Consider the following 16,410-nt stretch of genomic DNA (forward strand, 5'->3'; position numbering starts at 1 on the left):
GGCAACAGGACATCCGTGGACACGAGCGAGAGCAGCACCACCGGACCCGCCGCGGCGACGCACGCGACGGCCCCGCCGCGGCGTGGCTGGCGCCGCTGGGCGATGGACACCCGCCCGCTGAGCATCCCCGCCTACCGGCGCCTGTGGACGTCGACCATCGTCACCGCCGTCGGCAGCCAGCTCACCGCCGTCGCCGTGCCCAAGCAGATCTACGACGTCACGCACTCCTCGGCGTGGGTCGGTTACGCGAGCCTGGCCGGCCTCGTGCCGATGGTGGCGTTCGCGCTGTGGGGCGGTGCGGTCGCCGACACCGTGGACCGCCGCAAGCTGCTGCTGGTGACCAACTGCGGCATCGCGGTGACCTCGCTGCTGTTCTGGGCGCAGGCCGTGACGGGCATGGCCTCCGTCGTCGTCCTCATGGTGCTGCTCGCGCTCCAGCAGGCGTTCTTCGGGCTCAACTCGCCCGCCCGCAACGCCTCCATCGCCCGGCTGGTCCCGGCCGAGCAGCTGCCCGCGGCCAACGCGCTCGGCTCCACGGTGATGCAGACCGGCCTGGTGGCGGGCCCCCTGCTCGCCGGTGTGCTGATCCCGGTCGTCGGACTGCCCGAGCTGTATCTCCTCGACGCCGTCGCGCTGTGCCTGACCGTGTGGGCGGTCTTCCGGCTGCCGGCGCTGCCCCCGCTCGGTGACGGCGTCGCGCGCCGGGCCGGCATGCGCGAGATAACCGCCGGGTTCCGCTACATCTCCCGGCACAAGGTGCTGCTGCTGTCCTTCCTCGCCGACATCGTCGCCATGGTCCTCGGCATGCCCCGCGCCCTGTTCCCGCAGCTGGCGGCGCAGACCTACCACTCCTGGGGCGAGGGGCTCGCGCTCGGCGTGCTCTTCGCCGGCATCCCGGTCGGCGCGGTGCTCGGCGGCCTGTTCTCCGGCGTGTTCTCGCGGGCCCGCCGACACGGCTGGATGGTCATCGGGGCGGTCGTCGGCTGGGGTGCGGCCGTCGCCGGGTTCGGGCTGAGCGGCAATCTCTGGGTGGCTCTGGCGTTCCTCGCCGCGGCCGGTGTCGCCGACATGGTCTCGATGGTGTTCCGCGGCGCGATCCTGCTGTCGGCCGCGACCGACCAGATGCGTGGCCGGATGCAGGGCGTGTTCACGGTGGTCGTCGCGGGCGGGCCGCGTCTGGCCGACGTCCTGCACGGCACGGCCGGGTCGGCGTTCGGTACGCGTGCGGCCGTGGCGGGCGGTGGCGCCCTGGTCGTCGTGGTGATGCTGGCTCTGGCCGCCGCGGTCCCGGCCCTGCGCCGCTACCGGGTCTGAGCTACAGCGGGCCGCTGCGCCGCCTGATGGCGTACTGGTCCATCAGCTTGCCCCGGGTCGTCTCCAGGCGGTGGGCGAGGATCTCGGCGACCGTCCGCACCAGCGAGAGCCCGAGCAACGGGTCCTCCACGCTCAGCGCGAGCACGGAGGGCCCGTCGAACTCGTAGGCCCGTACGTTGCTGAAGGCCACCGCGCCGAAGTCCCACTGGTACGGAGGAAACAGCCAGGACCAGCCGAGCAGGTCGCCCGCGCCGAGGGTGGCCACCGCCACCCGCTGCCGCGAGGTGACCTGCGTCTCCAGGTGGACCGCGCCGGAACGGATCACCCAGAACCGGTCGGCCGTGCCGCCCGCCTCGAAGATGTGGGTGTCCTCCGGGAACGAGACCTCCTTGGCCAGTTCCATCAGGCGCTCGCGCTGCGCCTGGGGCAGGGCGGTCAGCAGTTTTATCGCTTTGGTCATGGCGCGGAGCTCCTCGCCGGCGGCGGTTCGGGTGCTTTCCCTAAGCCCATTTCAGCCGCTGCGGCCCCCGCGGGCACCTCGAAGGACGCTCATTTCCGCGCCACCCCGGCCCGCCGCCGGTTCCGGGCAGCAAGAAGCCCTGGCTGGACGGGGGAGGCCAGCCAGGGCCGTTTGCGGTGACGCCATGGAGGGAGGAAGGGCGGTTCCGGTCACCTCCGGCATCACGTATGTATGAACGATAAACCATCTGTCGGGTGTTCGGCCAATCGGCAACGGGTCAGGTGACCCGCTTCACGCCCTCCGTCGCGATCGGTGACCCGCCCGGGCTGACGATCTCCGTGAGCACTCTGGCGACCGCCTCGAAGGCCCAGGCCCGGACCGCCGCCTCCCGTGCGCCGTCCGGATCCGTCGCCGTCAGGCTCTGGGCCCGTTCCCGGCATGCTCGCTCCTCCTCTGCCGCACGCTCCCGGCCGCGCCGGATGCGCCGCAGCAGTTCGTCCGCGTCCACCACATCGGTCATACCCGTCTGGTACCCGCGAGGCCCGCGGTGATGACATCGGTACCCGGCGTGTTTGAGGGCGCCGCAAAAGGTCAGGTGGAAAAGGAGAAAGCTTGGCAATCCGGGCATCGCACAGGGGAGGAAGGATGCGCGACAAGCACCGGACCAACTCCTTGGCGACTCTGCGGGAGCCGCCCCGCCGACTACCGTGCCGACCGGCCGACGCCCGCAGAGCGGTGCAGCGTGTGGTGGCCGAACGGTGCCGTGCCCACGCCATCTGCTGCGATACCGCGGCCGTGCAGGACGCTCTGCTGGTCACCTCGGAGCTCACCACCAACGCCATCCTGCACGGCGGCGGCATCACCGACTTCGACGTCGACGTGGACTCCGGCGGCGTCCACGTGTCGGTGAGCGACGGCAGCGACGAGCTGCCGGTGGCCGCGCCTCCCGCCGACGAGCGCGGCCGCGCCCGGCTCGGCGGCCGCGGCTGGCCCATCGTCTGCCGCCTCTCGCGGGACGTCCGGGTCGCCGAGCTGCCCTGCGGGGGCAAGCGCATCACCGTCGTCGTCCCGCTGCACTGACGGCGCGCGGAAGTTCCCGGACGGCGGTGTTTGCCATCCCGGTCCAGGGGCAGGCGGAATCTCGTGCTTCGGACCGGAGGCGCGCGCCCAGCGGGAACCCTCCGACCGCCTGGTTTCCCCCGGCGGACCGGGTGATCGACCCGCGGCGCACCTGACACCACCGTTCGGGCCCGCACCGGATTCTTCCGGCGCTGTGCCCTGAAACCACGTTCAGGAGCGATTCCGCATGCTGACCGACATGTCGACAAGCCGTCCCGGCACGCCCGCCACGGACTCCACCGCTGCCGCCACACATGCCGCCGCCGCGCGGCGCACCCATGACGACGCCCCGGACACCGCGCAGCTGTTCGCCCGGCTTGCGGAACTGGGCGACGGCCCCGAGCGGGACGCGGTACGCGACGAACTCGTCGCCGCCTGGCTGCCCATGGCGCACCGGATCGCCGGCCGCTTCCGCGACCGGGGCGAGTCCGTCGAGGACCTGCGGCAGGTGGCCGCCCTCGGGCTGGTCAAGGCGGTCGACCGGTTCGACCCGTCCCGCGGGGCCTTCGAGAGCTACGCGGTGCCGACCATCACCGGCGAGGTCAAGCGGCACTTCCGGGACCGGATGTGGGCCCTCAGGGTGCCCCGGCGGGTGCAGGAACTGCGCAACCGGGTGCGCGTCGCCCGCCGCGAACTCACCCAGCACCCGGGCAGCCCCGAGCCCACCGTCGGCGACATCGCCGCCCACACCGGACTGACCGAGGAGGAGGTCGGCGCGGGCATGGAGGCGCTGGAGAGCTTCAGCACCCTGTCCCTGGACGCCGAACTGTCCACCGGAGACGACGGCTACAGCCTCGCCGACACCCTCGGCGCGGCGGACACCTCGTTCGATGTCGTGGTCGACCGCGAGGCCGCCAAGGAGGGGCTGCGCCGGCTGCCCGAGCGCGAACGGGCCATCCTCTACATGCGGTTCTTCGAGGACATGACGCAGAGCCGCATCGCCGACCGGCTGGGCATCTCCCAGATGCACGTCTCCCGGCTGATCAGCCGCAGCTGCGCACGGGTGCGGGACGAGGCGATGGGCCGGCGCGTGGGCGGCGCCGAGGCGGTATGACCGCGCGGACGACGGAAGTCACCTCTTCGGCCGGTCCGCCCCGGCAGCGACGCCCAGGGGCCGGGCCAGACCCGTGACCGCCTCGTCCAGCCGCTGCAGATGGCGCAGCACCCGATCGGTGACGCGGCCGTAGCGTGGGGTGCGCAGGGTGCCCGGCTCCAGCATCGAGGCGATGCTGGAGCCTCTCTCGATCTCCGAGGCCGCGCGCGGGTTCTCGACGTGGGCGGCGATCGCCTCGATGTTGTGCACGATCCGGGCGCACGCCCCGCGCAGCCGGGGGTCCGCCGCGATCGCCGGATGCGTCGGCAGCAGCTCGGCCGTGGCCGCCAGCGAGCGCCCGTGGTAGGCGCAGGTCTCCAGCAGCGCCACCACGTACCGCGCGGTGTCCCGGCGTGAGCGCAGCGGTGTGACCGGGTGGGTCAGCGGCTGGGTGGCCGCGCGCAGGTCGGCCAGCGCCTGGTCCAGATCGCGCGCCTGCTCGACCAGGTCGGCGCCCGACCCGCCGCTCAACTGGTCGACGGCGGCGCGGGTGACACCGGCGAGGCGTTCCAGAACCGTGACGAGGAGTTCGTTGGTACGGCGGTCGGTGTGGATCGGCAGGACCAGCGCCGCCGCGATCACCCCGCAGGCCGCGCCCAGCGCCGTCTCCTCCACCCGCAGCACCAGCACCGCCATGCTGTAGGTGTTCAGCAGCGTGTACAGCAGCCCCAGCATCGCCGTGACGAAGAACGACATCAGCGTGTAGGACAGGGGCGCCGTGTAGAACATGGCGAAGACGAACACCAGCACCAGCGCGAACGCCGTCCACGTGTGGTGCCCGACCAGACCGGCGAGCCCGATGCCGGCCACCACGCCGAGCACCGTGCCCACCAGCCGACGGTAGCCCTTGACCAGGATCTCCCCGGTCGAGGCGGTGTTGAGGAACACGATCCAGCAGGTCAGCACCGCCCAGTACCAGCGCTGGCTGGACAGCAGCTCACCGCCCGCGATGGCCAGCGCGGAGCCGACGGCGCCCTGCACGGCGGCCCGCGTCGTGGGCCGCTTCAGACCGGTGGGCCCCGCCTCCTGCGCCTCGCTCTCCTCGCGCGCCTCGATCGCGGCGTCCTCCGCGTCCAGCTCCTCGCGCGAGCGGGTCGTCGCCGGGGTGTCGTCGGATTCGTCCGGCGGCCCGTCCAGCGCCGTCCTGAGGCCGAGCGCGGCCCGGGCGGCCTCGCCGAGGCCACGGAAGACGTCCTGCACGGCGGAGGAGGCCTTGGGCAGGTTCTCCTCCTCGCGGTAGCCGAGCAGGCGGTTGCGCACCTGGGCGAGGGCGGTGCCCCTGGCCTCGCCGAGCGGCCGCAGCATCAGCAGCCGCAGCGCCTGGAGGTCCCGGCGCAGCGCCGCCGTCGCCTCGTCCCGCACCGGCAGCTCACCGCCGGAGGGCAGCGTGGCACCCGGCAGATGCAGAGTGAGGGTGTCGGTCCGCTCGGCGCTGCGCGCGGTGAGCAGCAGCAGACCGAGCCGCTCGGCGGCGATCTCGGCGTCGGCGATCCGGCGCTGCAGCAGCCGGGCCACCGCCTCGTCGGACGTGCCGTCCTCCAGGCGTCCCTGGATCATCAGCGCCGTCTCGTGCAGCCGCGCCGTGGCGGTCCGCAGGTCGTCCAGGACCTTCTCCACGTCGTCCGGGCCGGCGTCGAGCAACTCCGTCTGTACGGCGAGCAGCTGGGCGAGCCGCGCGCGGAAGGCCCGTCGCAGCCGGTCCAGGGTGCCGGTCGGGGTCTGCGGCAGCAGCACGAACCGTGCGGCTGCGCTGCACGCGAAGGCCACGCAGATGACGCCGAACAGCGCGGGGAGCGCGGAGGTGGTCGCGTGCACGAACAGCGAGAGGAAGTAGACCTGAAAACCGATCAGACCGAGCGCCGTGCCGCGGTCGCCGAACCGGCGGCCGTAGACCGCGCAGAAGATGAGCAGGACGAAGAACAGGTCACCGACGACGACCTGTTGGTTCAGCAGCGCGCCCAGCGAGACCGAGACCAGGGCCACCGGCAGTCCGAGCGCGAGCGTCACGGCCTGCTTCGAGCGCTGTTGCTCACGGACGGCGAAGGTCGACACCATCGCCGCCATGGCACCGGCGACCAGGTGGGGCACCGGCACCCGCAGGACGGCCAGGACGGCGAGGGTGAGCGCGATCGCGGTGACCGTGCGCAGGCCCGCGGTGAGCCTGAGCAGCCCGGGATCGGACGCCGCGAGCCGGTCCCACATCCTTACCCGCCCCGACCGTCCCGCTGTGCCCACGCCGCCGCGCTCTCTCCCGTGCCCGAAATCGATCTCCGGTCCAGCATCGCACGACGGCTCCCGGCTACCTGCCCTCGGCCAGGGTCGCGGCGACCAGGGCATTGGCGTGTCCGTGGCCGAGACCATGCTCGGACTTGAGCCAGCCGACCAGGTCCATGTGCTTCGTCAGCGGCGAGGAACGGATCAGCTCCTGCCACTCGGCGATCGGACGGCCGTACTTCTTCTCGATCGAGGGGAAGTAACTCGCCGGGCCCTTCACGGTCTTCTCGGTCATGTCGGTGTGTCCCCTCTGCGTGACGTCTACCGGTCACCGAAGAAGACCGCCGGGCCACCGGGAAACGATCGGCGGTCTTCGGTGATCCGCGTCACATCACGGGCTTTCCAGGGCCTTGCCCTCGACCAGCGCCCGCACCTGTTCCGGTGTCAGATACGCGTCGGTGAACTCGAAGTCCTTCAGCCGGGCGGGCTTGCGGGCCTGGAAGCCGGTGCGGACGAAATCGTCGCCGGCGACCGCGTTCAGCAGCCAGTTGGTCATCACCCTAGCCTTGGCCACGTTCGTGCGCAGCGCCGACCAGTGGTAGCCGCGGGCCACCGCCTGGGCCGTCACCCCGCGCAGCTCGACACCGAGCGGCTTGGACACGGCATCCTTCCCGCCGAGGTCGACGACGAGTCCCAAGTCCTTGTGCACGTACGGCTGCATGGACTGGCCCCGCAGGGTCGCGATGACGTTGTCGGCGACCTTCTTGCCCTGCCGCATGGCGTGCTGGGCGGTCGGCGGGCAGACCGCGTCGTCGCCCTTGGCCAGGTCCGGCACGGCGGCCGAGTCGCCGAGCGCGAACACCCCGTCGTGGCCCGGCAGGCACATCTCAGGGGTGACCGCCAGCCGGCCGCGGACCGTCTCCGCGCCGAGGGTGGCCATCAGCGGGCTGGCGACCACACCGGCCGTCCAGATCAGTGTGTGCGTGGGCACCACCCGGCCGTCGGTGAAGGTGACCTCCTCCGCTCCGGCCTTGTCGATCGAGACGCCGAGGGACACGTCGATGCCGCGCCGCTTGAGGACCTCCTGTGCGCTGCGCCCGAGTTTGTCGCCCAGCTCCGGCATGAGCTTGGGCGCGATGTCGATCAGATGCCACTTGATCAGGCCGGGGTCCAGACGCGGGTAGCGGTCGACCGCGGCGTGCGTCAGCCGTTGCAGACAGGCGGCGGTCTCGGTGCCGGCGTAACCACCGCCGACCACCACGAACTGCAGCCGCGCGGCGCGCTCGGCCGGGTCGTCGCTGGCGTCCGCGAGGTCGAGCTGGGTGATGACGTGGTCGCGGATGTAGGCCGCCTCGGCGAGGGTCTTCATGCCGAAGGCGTGCTCGGTCAGCCCCGGGATGTCGAAGGTACGGGTCACGCTGCCGGGCGCCAGCACGATGTAGTCGTAGGGCTCGTTGACGATCTTGTCGGTGATGGTGCGTACGACGCACACCTTCGCCTTCGGGTCGACGCCGATCGCGCCGCCCGGCAGGATCCGGGTGCGGTACCTCTTGCTGCGGCGCAGGCTCAGTGCGATCGACTGCGGCGTGAGCACGCCGGAGGCGACCTGGGGCAGCAGGGGCAGATAGAGCTGATAGGAGAACGGCGTCACCAAGGTGACGTCGGCCTCGTCGGGAGCGAGCTTCCGCTCCAGGCGGCGGACGCACTCGACTCCGGCGAAGCCTGCGCCAACCACCAGGATCCTGGGTCGTGTCACGGTGTTCATCCCTTTCTGCGGCTCCAGGCGGTCCGATTCGACGCCGTTCGTCTGCCCTGGATCGGTGCGCACCACCATTGATCCCACCGTGCCCCGAGCCGTTCCGCGAGCCGGGTGCGGCAGGCAGACGAACGCGTGGGCACCAGCATGCCCCTCACAGCAGGTGGAGTAACCGGTTGTCGTACACATACACGTCGTACGCGCACACGTCGTCCGCGTGATGCGACCTCGGCACCCACCGTCCCCGGGACGTCACCAGGGCAGGAACACGTGGATGTCCTTGCCCTTCTCGTGGACGATGACGCTGACCTGCGTGCACAGCGTGTGCACCAGGTGCCAGCCGATGCCGCCGCCACCCGTGCGCGGGTGGAAGGGGCGCGGTTCCGGCTCGGTCGTGCTCGTGTCGCGCATCGTCACGTGGACGCCGTCGAAGGTGCGGCGCATCCGCAGCCCGAACGGCCCGGGCGCGTACTGGATCGCGTTCGCGGCCAGCTCCGTCACGACGAGCAGGATGTCGTCCCAGTACTCGGGCGCGGCGGGCGGCGCGTGCGCGGCCAGCGCACAGAGGAACTGCTCCGCGGCCAGGCGGGCCTCCGTGACATTGCGCAGCTCACCGCCGAAGGAGAAGGTGCGTTCGTTCCTGGTCTCCGCAGGCGGTGTGTCGTCCCAACGCGGCTCCGATGCCATCTCGCAATCCCCGGTCCCGGACGGTCGGGGTCCTGAGGGACCTTCCGGCTGGGACGGTTGTAGGTGATCTGCTTCTGCTTGCGGGTTCCCGCACCCCGGCGGCCTATCCGTCCGCGTCGCCGGTACCTTCGGATCCACCTGGTCGGCGCAGCGAATCAGCGGAAGACATCGTCCGGTTCGTCCCAGTCCGCCGGCTCCTGCGGACCCCACGCCACCCGGGAGCGCGCCCGGTACATCGCGTCGATCTCGGCGGCGTAGTGCCGAACGATCGCGTCACGGCGCAGCTTCAACGACGGTGTGAGCAGTCCGTTGTCCGCGGCGAACGGTTCCTGGAGGACACGGTAGACCCTGATGGACTCCGTGCGGGAGACGGCGCTGTTCGCGGAGGCGACCGCCCGTGCGATCTCCTCCCGCAGGGCGTTCTCCTCGCGGCTCTCCCGGCCCGGACTGTCGCCCTGGAGCGCGAGGGCCGTCCGCCAGTGTGCGAGGAAGTCCGGGTCGAGGGTGATCAGTGCGCCGACGCAGGGCCGGTCGTCGCCGATCACGACCGCCTGGTGGACCAGGGGATGCATGCGCAGCCGCTGCTCCAGCGGCGCCGGGGCGATGCTCTTGCCGCCGCTCGTGACGATGACGTCCTTCTTGCGCCCGGTGATCGTCAGATAGCCCTCGGAGTCCAGCCGCCCGATGTCCCCGGTGGCCAGCCAGCCGCCGCGCACCGCGGCCCGTGTCGCCGCCTCGTCGCCGATGTAGCCCTGGAACACCGACGGGCCGCGCACCAGGATCTCCCCGTCGTCGGCCACCTGGACCTCGGTGCCCGGCAGCGGCAGGCCCACCGTTCCGGACTTCTCCCGGCCCAGCGGCTGCATGGTGATCCCGCCGGACGCCTCGGTGAGGCCGTACCCGTCGTGGAGGAACACACCGATGCCCTCGTAGAACAGGATCAGTTCACGGCTGAGCGAGGAACCACCCGAGGTGCCGCGCACCACCCGCCCGCCGAGCGCCGCGCGCAGCTTGCGGTACACCGTCCGTTCGTACACGGCGTGCTGCACCCTCAGCTCGAACCCGGGACCCGGCCCGGTGCCCAGCCGGCGACGCTCCTCGGCCGTGGCGAAGTCGCGCGCGGTCTGCGCGGCCCGCTCGAACAGGGCTCCCCGGCCCGTCCGTGCGGCGGTCCGCAGGAAACCCTTGTAGAGCTTCTCGAACAGCGACGGCACGCCGTACAGGTACGTCGGCCGGAAGGTGGTCAGCGCCGACGCCAGCGCCGCCTCGCCCAGTTCCGGCTCGTGCCCCATCAGGACGCCGCCGCGCACACACGTCAGCATGATCATGATGCCGTACACATGGGAGAACGGCAGGAAGGCCAGCACGGACGGCTCTTCACCCGGCGGCGCCGCGGTGTGCTTCCAGCCGGCCAGCAGCGTGTCGCAGGGATAGGCGAGGCCGCGGTGGCTCAACGCGCAGCCCTGGGGGCGGCCGGAGGTGCCCGAGGTGTAGACGACCGCGGCCGTGGCGTCCGGCAGCACGATCCGGCGCAGCGACTCCACGGTGGTGTACGGCACGACCGTGCCCTGTCCGACCAGCTCGCCCACGGCGCCCGCGTCCAGCTGCCAGACGTGGCGCAGCCGCGGCAGCCCGGCGCACACCGTGCCCACCGTCATGACGTCCTGCTCGTCCTCCACGACGACGGCCACACAGCCGGCGTCCCGCAGGATCCACTCGACCTGGTCGCGCGCGGAGGCCGGATGGATCGGCACGAGCTCCGCGCCCACGGCCCACAGCGCGTGGGCGAACACGGTCCACTCGTAGCGGGTGCGGGACATCACGGCCACCCGGTGACCGGGGGAGATCCCCGCGGCGATCAGCCCCTTGGCCAGGTCGACCACCTCGTCCCGCAGCTCGACGGCCGTCACCTCCTGCCACACGGTCGCCGCGGAGTCCACGCGATGCGCGAGCACCGCACGCGTGGGGCTGGTCTCCGCGTTGTCGAAGACGCTGTCGGCGAGGCCGCCGGTGAGCGAGGGGGCAACGCCGGGAGCAAGGGCGACGTCGCGCATGCGCTGCTCCTGAGTGTACAGAGGGTCACACCGCCGATCGGCTCTGTGTCGGCGGTGCTCGAATGTAGCCCAGGCAAGCGCCTCCGGTGCCGGGAACGGAGAAGTCGTGATCGGCTGATGATGTGGCCGTGTCCTGGGGACTCGGCAGACATGAGTTATGTGAACCCCGATCCCGAACCCGAGCGCACCACCGGGCTGGAGCCCGGCGGCTCGGTCCCGCCCGGCGAGACCCCGCCCGCCGAGAGCAGCCTGCCCGAGGCCGGACCGCGCGAACCCCACGTCCAGCACAGAGGATGGGCCAAGGCGCCGCTGACGCTGATCCTCCTCCTCGTCGCCCTGATAGCGGTGGGCTTTCTCGCCTACGCCCTGGCGCTGATCCTCTGACCGGAGCGCTCAGCCCTGGGTGCGCCGCACGCACTCGGTGACGACGTCCCGCAGGCTGCCGGTCCGCTCGAGCAGCCGGCGCTGCTCGCGTGCGCCGTTGCCACGCCGCAGCAGCTCCGCGACGCCCTGCTCGGCCCGCTCCGCGTCACCAGTGGCGTCGAGTGCGTCCCCGGCGTGCTCCAGCAGCGACCGCAGCACCTGTGCGGCGGGGTGGGGCCGCATGGTCGCAGGATCGAGCAGGTTCCGCTCCAGGCCGTACCGGGCGGCCTGCCAGTCGGCGAGCCGCAGCAGGCTCACGCTGTGGCCGGGCGCCGGACGGCCCGCCCGCCAGTCCCGCGCGGCCGTCTCCACGAGCGCCCGGGTCAGTGTCGCGATCAGTGCGGCGGTGTCCGCGCCCAGGCACACGTCGTGCACCCGGATCTCCACGGTGGGGTAGCGGGCGGAGAGCCGCGCGTCGAAGTAGACCATCCCCTGGTCCAGCAGGGCCCCGGTGGCCACCATGTCCGCCACCCGCCGGTGGTACTGCTCGGCCGACTCGAAGAGCTCGGTCGGCCCGGCCGACGGCCAGCGGTTCCACACCCGGCTGCGGTAGCTGGCGTAGCTGGTGTCCTTGCCCTGCCAGAAGGGGGAGTTCGCACTGACCGCCCGGAGCACCGGGAGCCAGGGGCGGATCCGGTCGAGGACCCCGACCCCCTCCTCGTCGGACTCCACCGACACATGAACATGGCAGCCGCACACCAGTTGGTCCCAGGTGGGTATGCCGAACTGCTCGGCCAGCCACTGGTAGCGCTCGTTCACGCTGAGGGAGGGGCTGACCGGCAGCGGGGAGGTGGCCAGCGCGGCGACCCCGCAGCCGAGCTCCCCGGCGTGCCGGGCCGCCTCCTTGCGGCAGCGCGCGATCTCCTCGCCAAGGTCCGCCATGTCCGCCTGGGGATGCGTGGCGAACTCCAGCATCTGCCCGAACAGCTCCTTCTCGAAGACGTCCTGGCCGGGATCGTCATGGGCGACGCGGGCGAGGACGGCCGCCGCAAGTGCCTTCGGCTCGCCGCTGTCCGGGTCGACCAGGAGGAGTTCCTCCTCCACTCCGACGGTGCGCACGTGAGTGCCACCCTTTCGTGTTCATGCCACGAGGGGCAGTCGTAGGTCTGTACGACCCCCGACTGCCCCTGGGCGGGCCGCCGACACCTGCCGCTTCAGCGCTCCGGCGTCAGCCAGACGGTGGCGAGCGGCGGCAGCGTCGGCTCCAGGAACCCGCCCTCGGGCTTGAGCCGCCCCTCGTTGCCGATCCCGCCGCCGCCGTAGCGGACGTCGTCGGTGTTCAGCTCCTCCTGCCAGGCGGGGATCTCGTCGCCGACCCACAGCCGGTACCGGTGCCGGACGACGGGGGAGAGGTTCGACACCGCGAGCAGGGGAGAGCCGTCGGCGGAGAACCGCAGGAACGCGAAGACGTTGTCGTCCGCCGCGTCGCACAGCACCCAGCGGAAGCCGCCCGGGTCGCTGTCCCGCTGCCACAGCGCCGGAGTGGCCCGGTACCGGGCGTTCAGGTCCCGCACGAGGTCCTGCACGCCCCGGTGGTCGCCGGCCGAGTGGTAGTCGTCGCCGAGCAGCCACCACTCGGGGCCGTCGGCTTCCGACCACTCCGCCCCCTGGGCGAACTCCTGCCCCATGAAAAGCAGCTGTTTGCCCGGATGGGCCCACATGAAGCCCAGGTAGGCGCGGTGGTTGGCCCGCCGCTGCCACCAGTCGCCCGGCATCTTCGACACCAGCGCCTGCTTGCCGTGCACAACCTCGTCGTGGGAGATCGGCAGGACGTAGTTCTCGCTGTAGGCGTACACCATCGAGAAGGTCATCTCGTTGTGGTGGTACTTGCGGTGCACCGGCTCCTTCTTGATGTACTGCAGCGAGTCGTGCATCCAGCCCATGTTCCACTTCAGCCCGAAGCCGAGACCGCCGCTGTCCGTCGGCCGGGTCACCCCGTCCCAGGCGGTGGACTCCTCGGCGATGGTCACCACACCCGGGCAGCGCCGGTAGACGGTGGCGTTCATCTCCTGGAGGAAGGCGACCGCGTCCAGGTCCTCCCGCCCGCCGAAGACGTTCGGCTCCCACTGGCCGGAGTCCCGCGAGTAGTCGAGGTACAGCATCGAGGCGACGGCGTCCACGCGCAGGCCGTCGATGTGGAACTCCTGGCACCAGTACACCGCGTTGGCGACGAGGAAGTTGCGCACCTCGGTGCGCCCGAAGTCGAACTCGTACGTTCCCCAGTCCGGGTGCTCCGCGCGCACGGCGTTCCCCGGCTCGTACAGCGGATCCCCGTCGAACCGGGCCAGCGCCCAGTCGTCCTTCGGGAAGTGCGCCGGCACCCAGTCCATGATCACGCCGATGCCGGCCTGGTGCAGCCGGTCCACCAGGTATTTGAAGTCGTCCGGCGAGCCCAGACGCGGTGTCGGCGCGTAGTAGGAGGTGACCTGGTAGCCCCAGGAGCCGCTGAACGGGTGCCCGGCGACCGGCATCAGCTCGACGTGGGTGAAGCCCATCTGCGCGACGTACGCGGGCAGTTCCTCCGCGAGCCGACGGTAGTCCAGCCCTGGGCGCCAGGACGGCAGATGGACCTCGTACACCGAGAACGGCGCCTCGTGCACGGGCGTGTCGCCCCGGTGGGCCAGCCACTGCGCGTCGCCCCACTCGTACCGCGAGACCGTGACGACCGACGCCGTGTCCGGCGGCACCTCCGTGCACCGTGCCATCGGGTCGGCCTTGAGGAACCGGTGGCCGTACCGCGAGGTGATCTCGAACTTGTACCGGGCGCCCTCGCCGATCCCGGGCAGGAACAGCTCCCACACCCCGGACGCGCCGAGCGAGCGCATCGGGTACTGGGTGCCGTCCCAGTACGTGAAGTCCCCCGCCACACGCACCCCTTGGGCGTTGGGCGCCCAGACGGTGAAGCGGGTGCCCGCCACCCCCTCGTGCGTCATCGGCTCCGCGCCGAGCGCCTGCCACAGCTGCTCGTGCCGGCCCTCCCGGATCAGATGCAGGTCCAGCTCACCGAGGGCGGGCAGGAAGCGGTACGGATCGTGCACCTCCTGCTCGACGTCGTCGTACGCCACCAGCAGCGTGTACGCCGGCACCTCCGGACAGGGCAGGACTGCGGCGAAGAGGCCGTCGCCCTCCGACTTCAGCGCGCTGCGCATCCCGTCGACCACGACGCTCACCGACCGCGCGTTCGGGCGCAGCGCCCGGAACAGAGTGCCGCCCTTGACCGGGTGCGCGCCCAGCAGGGCGTGCGGATCGTGGTGGGCGCCGCCGAGCAGCCGGCCGCGGTCGGCCGGGTCCAGGGGCACGGCCGGGGCCGGCGCGGGGCCGGCCGCTTCGGGGAGCGAGGTGTCACGCAGGGCCATGACGTCAGCCTCCCCACACGGCGAGTCGCTTGATCGCCGCCATCGGTACCGGCAGCCAGTCGGGCCGGTGTCTCGCCTCGTACAGCACCTCGTAGACCGCCCTGTCCGTCTCGTGCGCGCGCAGCAGCGCGTGCTTCTTGCGTGGATCCCAGCCGGCGCGGGCCGCGTAGCCCGCGCAGAACGCCTCCCGGCAGCGGCGCGCCCATTCGGGTCGCCAGGGGCGGCGCTGCCGGGCCGCGTAGTCGAAGGAGCGCAGCATCCCGGCCACGTCCCGCACCGGGGAGTGCGGGGCCTGCCGCTCGGCGAGCGGCAGGGACGGCTCCCCCTCGAAGTCGATGACGAACCAGTCACGGCCGGCCCGCAGCACCTGCCCGAGGTGCAGATCGCCGTGGATGCGCTGGGCCGGCGGCCCGGTGTCGCAGGTGGCGAGCGCGCCGAACGCGGCCCGCAGCCCCGGTACGTAGGGGCGCAGCCCCGGTACGGCGTGCGCGGCGGCGTCCAGCCGCATGCACATCGCCTCGGCCGTACGGCCGTTCTCGCCCGGTCCGGCCGGCCCGAACGCCTCGGCCAGCGCGAGATGCACCTCGGCCATGGCCCGGCCCAGTTCCCGCGCCTCGACGGTGAAGTCGTCGCCCGCGGCGAGGGCGCGCAGCGCGAGCGTCCAGCCGTCGGTCGCGTCCGGCAGGAACGGCTGCAGCACACCCAGCGTGGCCGGCTGCGGCGCGGTCGTACCGAACCACGCCACCGGTGCGGGCACCCGGGCGCACCCCTGGGCGGCCAGCGCGGCCGTCACCTCCAGGTCCGGGTTGACGCCCGGCTGGATGCGGCGGAAGACCTTCAGGATGTACGCGTCGCCGTACACGATCGAGGAGTTGGACTGCTCGGCGTCCAGCAGGCGCGGCGGGAGACCGCCGGGCAGTTCGGCGCCCGGGTCCACCTCGAACCGCAGCGGGCCCGCCGTGCCGGGCTGCCTGAGACGCTCCAGCAGCAGATGGGCCGAGCGCGGGTCGTGCAGCGCGTCGTACACCGCGAGCCCGGCGAACGGGCCCTGCTCGGCCCGCCCGAGGAAGGCACGCTCCAGCCGCGGGGCGAGGTGCTCGCGCAGACCGAGCAGCAGCTGGTAGCAGTCGCCGGGCGGGGGCGAGCCGCCGGGCGTGGGCAAGGGCGCGTGGGAGGCGTGCACCAGCAGATGCAGACATCCGGGAAACAGCTTGGTCACGGACAGCACCGTCAGATCGGTGACGGGCCGGTCCTTGCCCGCGAACCAGCGTTGCCTCGGAAGCCATTGGCGCAGCAGCCCGCCCAGCGAGACCAGGTGCCTGTCGAGGCCGGCCACCGCTCTCGGTCGGACGGTGATGGTCTTCGGCATGGTGACGCGTCCTTTCCTCGGCGCCTTGCGCTCTAGCGACGGCGGCCGATGCGGGATGCGACTCGGGTGAGCCGGAACCAGTAGAAGCCGTGGCCCTGCAGGGTGAGCAGGTACGGCAGTTCGCCGATCGCGGGGAAGCGGACTCCGCCGATCAGCTCGACCGGGTGCCGTCCGTCGTAGGTCCGCAGATCGAGCTCGGTGGGCTGCGCGAAGCGGGAGAAGTTGTGGACGCAGAGCACGAGGTCGTCCTCGTGCTCCCGCAGGAAGGCGAGTACGGCCGGGTTGGAGGACTGCAGCTCCGTGAACGAGCCGAGGCCGAAGGCGGGATTCTGCTTGCGGATCTCGATCATGCGCCGCGTCCAGTGCAGCAGCGAGGACGGCGAGGACATCGACGCCTCGACGTTGGTGACCTGGTAGCCGTAGACCGGGTCCATGATCGTGGGCAGGTAGAGGCGTCCCGGATCGCTCGTCGAGAAGCCGGCGTTGCGGTCGGGCGTCCACTGCATGGGGGTGCGCACGGCGTCGCGGTCGCCGAGCCAGATGTTGTCGCCCATGCCGATCTCGT

Annotated in this window: 15 protein-coding genes; 4 read left to right on the top strand and 11 right to left on the bottom strand. The window is 71.9% G+C overall.

What is annotated here, in order from left to right:
* Positions 1-15 precede the first annotated feature (15 nt).
* Positions 16-1,314, top strand: coding sequence for an MFS transporter (locus ABZ919_RS20800; RefSeq protein ID WP_361249698.1), 1,299 nt, complete (start codon positions 16-18; stop codon positions 1,312-1,314).
* A gap of 1 nt (position 1,315) precedes the next feature.
* Here ABZ919_RS20800 and ABZ919_RS20805 read toward each other — a convergent pair whose 3' ends face one another.
* Entirely contained in the window at positions 1,316-1,774 is a 459-nt protein-coding gene (locus tag ABZ919_RS20805; protein WP_361249701.1) for a cyclic nucleotide-binding domain-containing protein, read from the bottom strand.
* 277 nt (positions 1,775-2,051) lie between these two features.
* Positions 2,052-2,294, bottom strand: a complete 243-nt coding sequence (locus ABZ919_RS20810) for a hypothetical protein (protein ID WP_361249703.1) — start codon at positions 2,292-2,294, stop codon at positions 2,052-2,054.
* 125 nt (positions 2,295-2,419) lie between these two features.
* Here ABZ919_RS20810 and ABZ919_RS20815 point away from each other — a divergent pair, with 125 nt between their 5' ends.
* Both ABZ919_RS20815 and ABZ919_RS20820 read left to right on the top strand, forming a co-directional pair.
* Positions 2,420-2,854 carry an ATP-binding protein gene (locus tag ABZ919_RS20815; protein WP_361249706.1) on the top strand — a complete coding sequence of 145 codons (435 nt, stop codon included), beginning with the start codon at positions 2,420-2,422 and terminating at the stop codon, positions 2,852-2,854.
* 226 nt (positions 2,855-3,080) lie between these two features.
* A complete protein-coding gene (locus ABZ919_RS20820; protein ID WP_361249708.1) occupies positions 3,081-3,947 on the top strand; it encodes a SigB/SigF/SigG family RNA polymerase sigma factor in 867 nt (288 codons plus the stop codon).
* An 18-nt stretch (positions 3,948-3,965) separates the two neighbouring features.
* Here ABZ919_RS20820 and ABZ919_RS20825 read toward each other — a convergent pair whose 3' ends face one another.
* The 5 genes from ABZ919_RS20825 to ABZ919_RS20845 all read right to left on the bottom strand — a co-directional run bounded on the left by ABZ919_RS20825 (position 3,966) and on the right by ABZ919_RS20845 (position 10,697).
* The gene (locus tag ABZ919_RS20825; protein ID WP_361249762.1) at positions 3,966-6,188 is read right to left on the bottom strand and encodes an FUSC family protein; all 2,223 of its coding nucleotides are present in this window, start codon (positions 6,186-6,188) and stop codon (positions 3,966-3,968) included.
* Between the two features lie 97 nt (positions 6,189-6,285).
* Positions 6,286-6,495: a DUF4287 domain-containing protein gene (locus ABZ919_RS20830; protein WP_361249710.1), complete on the bottom strand. Its 210-nt coding sequence runs from the start codon at positions 6,493-6,495 to the stop codon at positions 6,286-6,288.
* A 96-nt stretch (positions 6,496-6,591) separates the two neighbouring features.
* Positions 6,592-7,965: an NAD(P)/FAD-dependent oxidoreductase gene (locus tag ABZ919_RS20835; protein WP_361249712.1), complete on the bottom strand. Its 1,374-nt coding sequence runs from the start codon at positions 7,963-7,965 to the stop codon at positions 6,592-6,594.
* A gap of 243 nt (positions 7,966-8,208) precedes the next feature.
* A complete protein-coding gene (locus ABZ919_RS20840) occupies positions 8,209-8,643 on the bottom strand; it encodes an ATP-binding protein (RefSeq protein ID WP_361249715.1) in 435 nt (144 codons plus the stop codon).
* A gap of 155 nt (positions 8,644-8,798) precedes the next feature.
* Positions 8,799-10,697 (bottom strand): AMP-dependent synthetase/ligase, encoded by a 1,899-nt coding sequence (locus ABZ919_RS20845; protein ID WP_361249718.1) that lies wholly within the window; start codon positions 10,695-10,697, stop codon positions 8,799-8,801.
* Positions 10,698-10,847: 150 nt separating this feature from the next.
* Between ABZ919_RS20845 and ABZ919_RS20850 the strand changes: the two genes are divergently transcribed.
* Positions 10,848-11,081: a DUF6480 family protein gene (locus ABZ919_RS20850; RefSeq protein ID WP_361249721.1), complete on the top strand. Its 234-nt coding sequence runs from the start codon at positions 10,848-10,850 to the stop codon at positions 11,079-11,081.
* Positions 11,082-11,090: 9 nt separating this feature from the next.
* On the opposite strand, the gene ABZ919_RS20855 is transcribed toward ABZ919_RS20850, so the two are convergent.
* The 4 genes from ABZ919_RS20855 to ABZ919_RS20870 form a co-directional block, all read right to left on the bottom strand.
* Positions 11,091-12,179, bottom strand: coding sequence for a glutamate--cysteine ligase (locus tag ABZ919_RS20855; RefSeq protein ID WP_361249723.1), 1,089 nt, complete (start codon positions 12,177-12,179; stop codon positions 11,091-11,093).
* 95 nt (positions 12,180-12,274) lie between these two features.
* The gene (gene glgB, locus ABZ919_RS20860; protein WP_361249726.1) at positions 12,275-14,476 is read right to left on the bottom strand and encodes a 1,4-alpha-glucan branching protein GlgB; all 2,202 of its coding nucleotides are present in this window, start codon (positions 14,474-14,476) and stop codon (positions 12,275-12,277) included.
* Positions 14,477-14,480: 4 nt separating this feature from the next.
* Positions 14,481-15,845, bottom strand: coding sequence for a maltokinase (locus ABZ919_RS20865; protein WP_361249729.1), 1,365 nt, complete (start codon positions 15,843-15,845; stop codon positions 14,481-14,483).
* A gap of 32 nt (positions 15,846-15,877) precedes the next feature.
* Positions 15,878-16,410 (bottom strand): alpha-glucosidase C-terminal domain-containing protein (locus ABZ919_RS20870; protein ID WP_361249732.1); only part of this gene is annotated, 533 nt, incomplete at its 5' end.

The sequence above is a fragment of the Streptomyces sp. NPDC046759 genome (genome assembly GCF_040645475.1).
Classification (GTDB): domain Bacteria; phylum Actinomycetota; class Actinomycetes; order Streptomycetales; family Streptomycetaceae; genus Streptomyces.

What these genes read in the sequence shown, in the direction of transcription:
- ABZ919_RS20805 (WP_361249701.1), bottom strand. Translation starts at nt 1,774, where the DNA reads ATGACCAAAGCGATAAAACTGCTGACCGCCCTGCCCCAGGCGCAGCGC.
- ABZ919_RS20810 (WP_361249703.1), bottom strand. Translation starts at nt 2,294, where the DNA reads ATGACCGATGTGGTGGACGCGGACGAACTGCTGCGGCGCATCCGGCGC.
- ABZ919_RS20815 (WP_361249706.1), top strand. Translation starts at nt 2,420, where the DNA reads ATGCGCGACAAGCACCGGACCAACTCCTTGGCGACTCTGCGGGAGCCG.
- ABZ919_RS20820 (WP_361249708.1), top strand. Translation starts at nt 3,081, where the DNA reads ATGCTGACCGACATGTCGACAAGCCGTCCCGGCACGCCCGCCACGGAC.
- ABZ919_RS20825 (WP_361249762.1), bottom strand. Translation starts at nt 6,188, where the DNA reads ATGTGGGACCGGCTCGCGGCGTCCGATCCCGGGCTGCTCAGGCTCACC.
- ABZ919_RS20830 (WP_361249710.1), bottom strand. Translation starts at nt 6,495, where the DNA reads ATGACCGAGAAGACCGTGAAGGGCCCGGCGAGTTACTTCCCCTCGATC.
- ABZ919_RS20835 (WP_361249712.1), bottom strand. Translation starts at nt 7,965, where the DNA reads ATGAACACCGTGACACGACCCAGGATCCTGGTGGTTGGCGCAGGCTTC.
- ABZ919_RS20840 (WP_361249715.1), bottom strand. Translation starts at nt 8,643, where the DNA reads ATGGCATCGGAGCCGCGTTGGGACGACACACCGCCTGCGGAGACCAGG.
- ABZ919_RS20845 (WP_361249718.1), bottom strand. Translation starts at nt 10,697, where the DNA reads ATGCGCGACGTCGCCCTTGCTCCCGGCGTTGCCCCCTCGCTCACCGGC.
- ABZ919_RS20850 (WP_361249721.1), top strand. Translation starts at nt 10,848, where the DNA reads ATGAGTTATGTGAACCCCGATCCCGAACCCGAGCGCACCACCGGGCTG.
- glgB (WP_361249726.1), bottom strand. Translation starts at nt 14,476, where the DNA reads ATGGCCCTGCGTGACACCTCGCTCCCCGAAGCGGCCGGCCCCGCGCCG.
- ABZ919_RS20865 (WP_361249729.1), bottom strand. Translation starts at nt 15,845, where the DNA reads ATGCCGAAGACCATCACCGTCCGACCGAGAGCGGTGGCCGGCCTCGAC.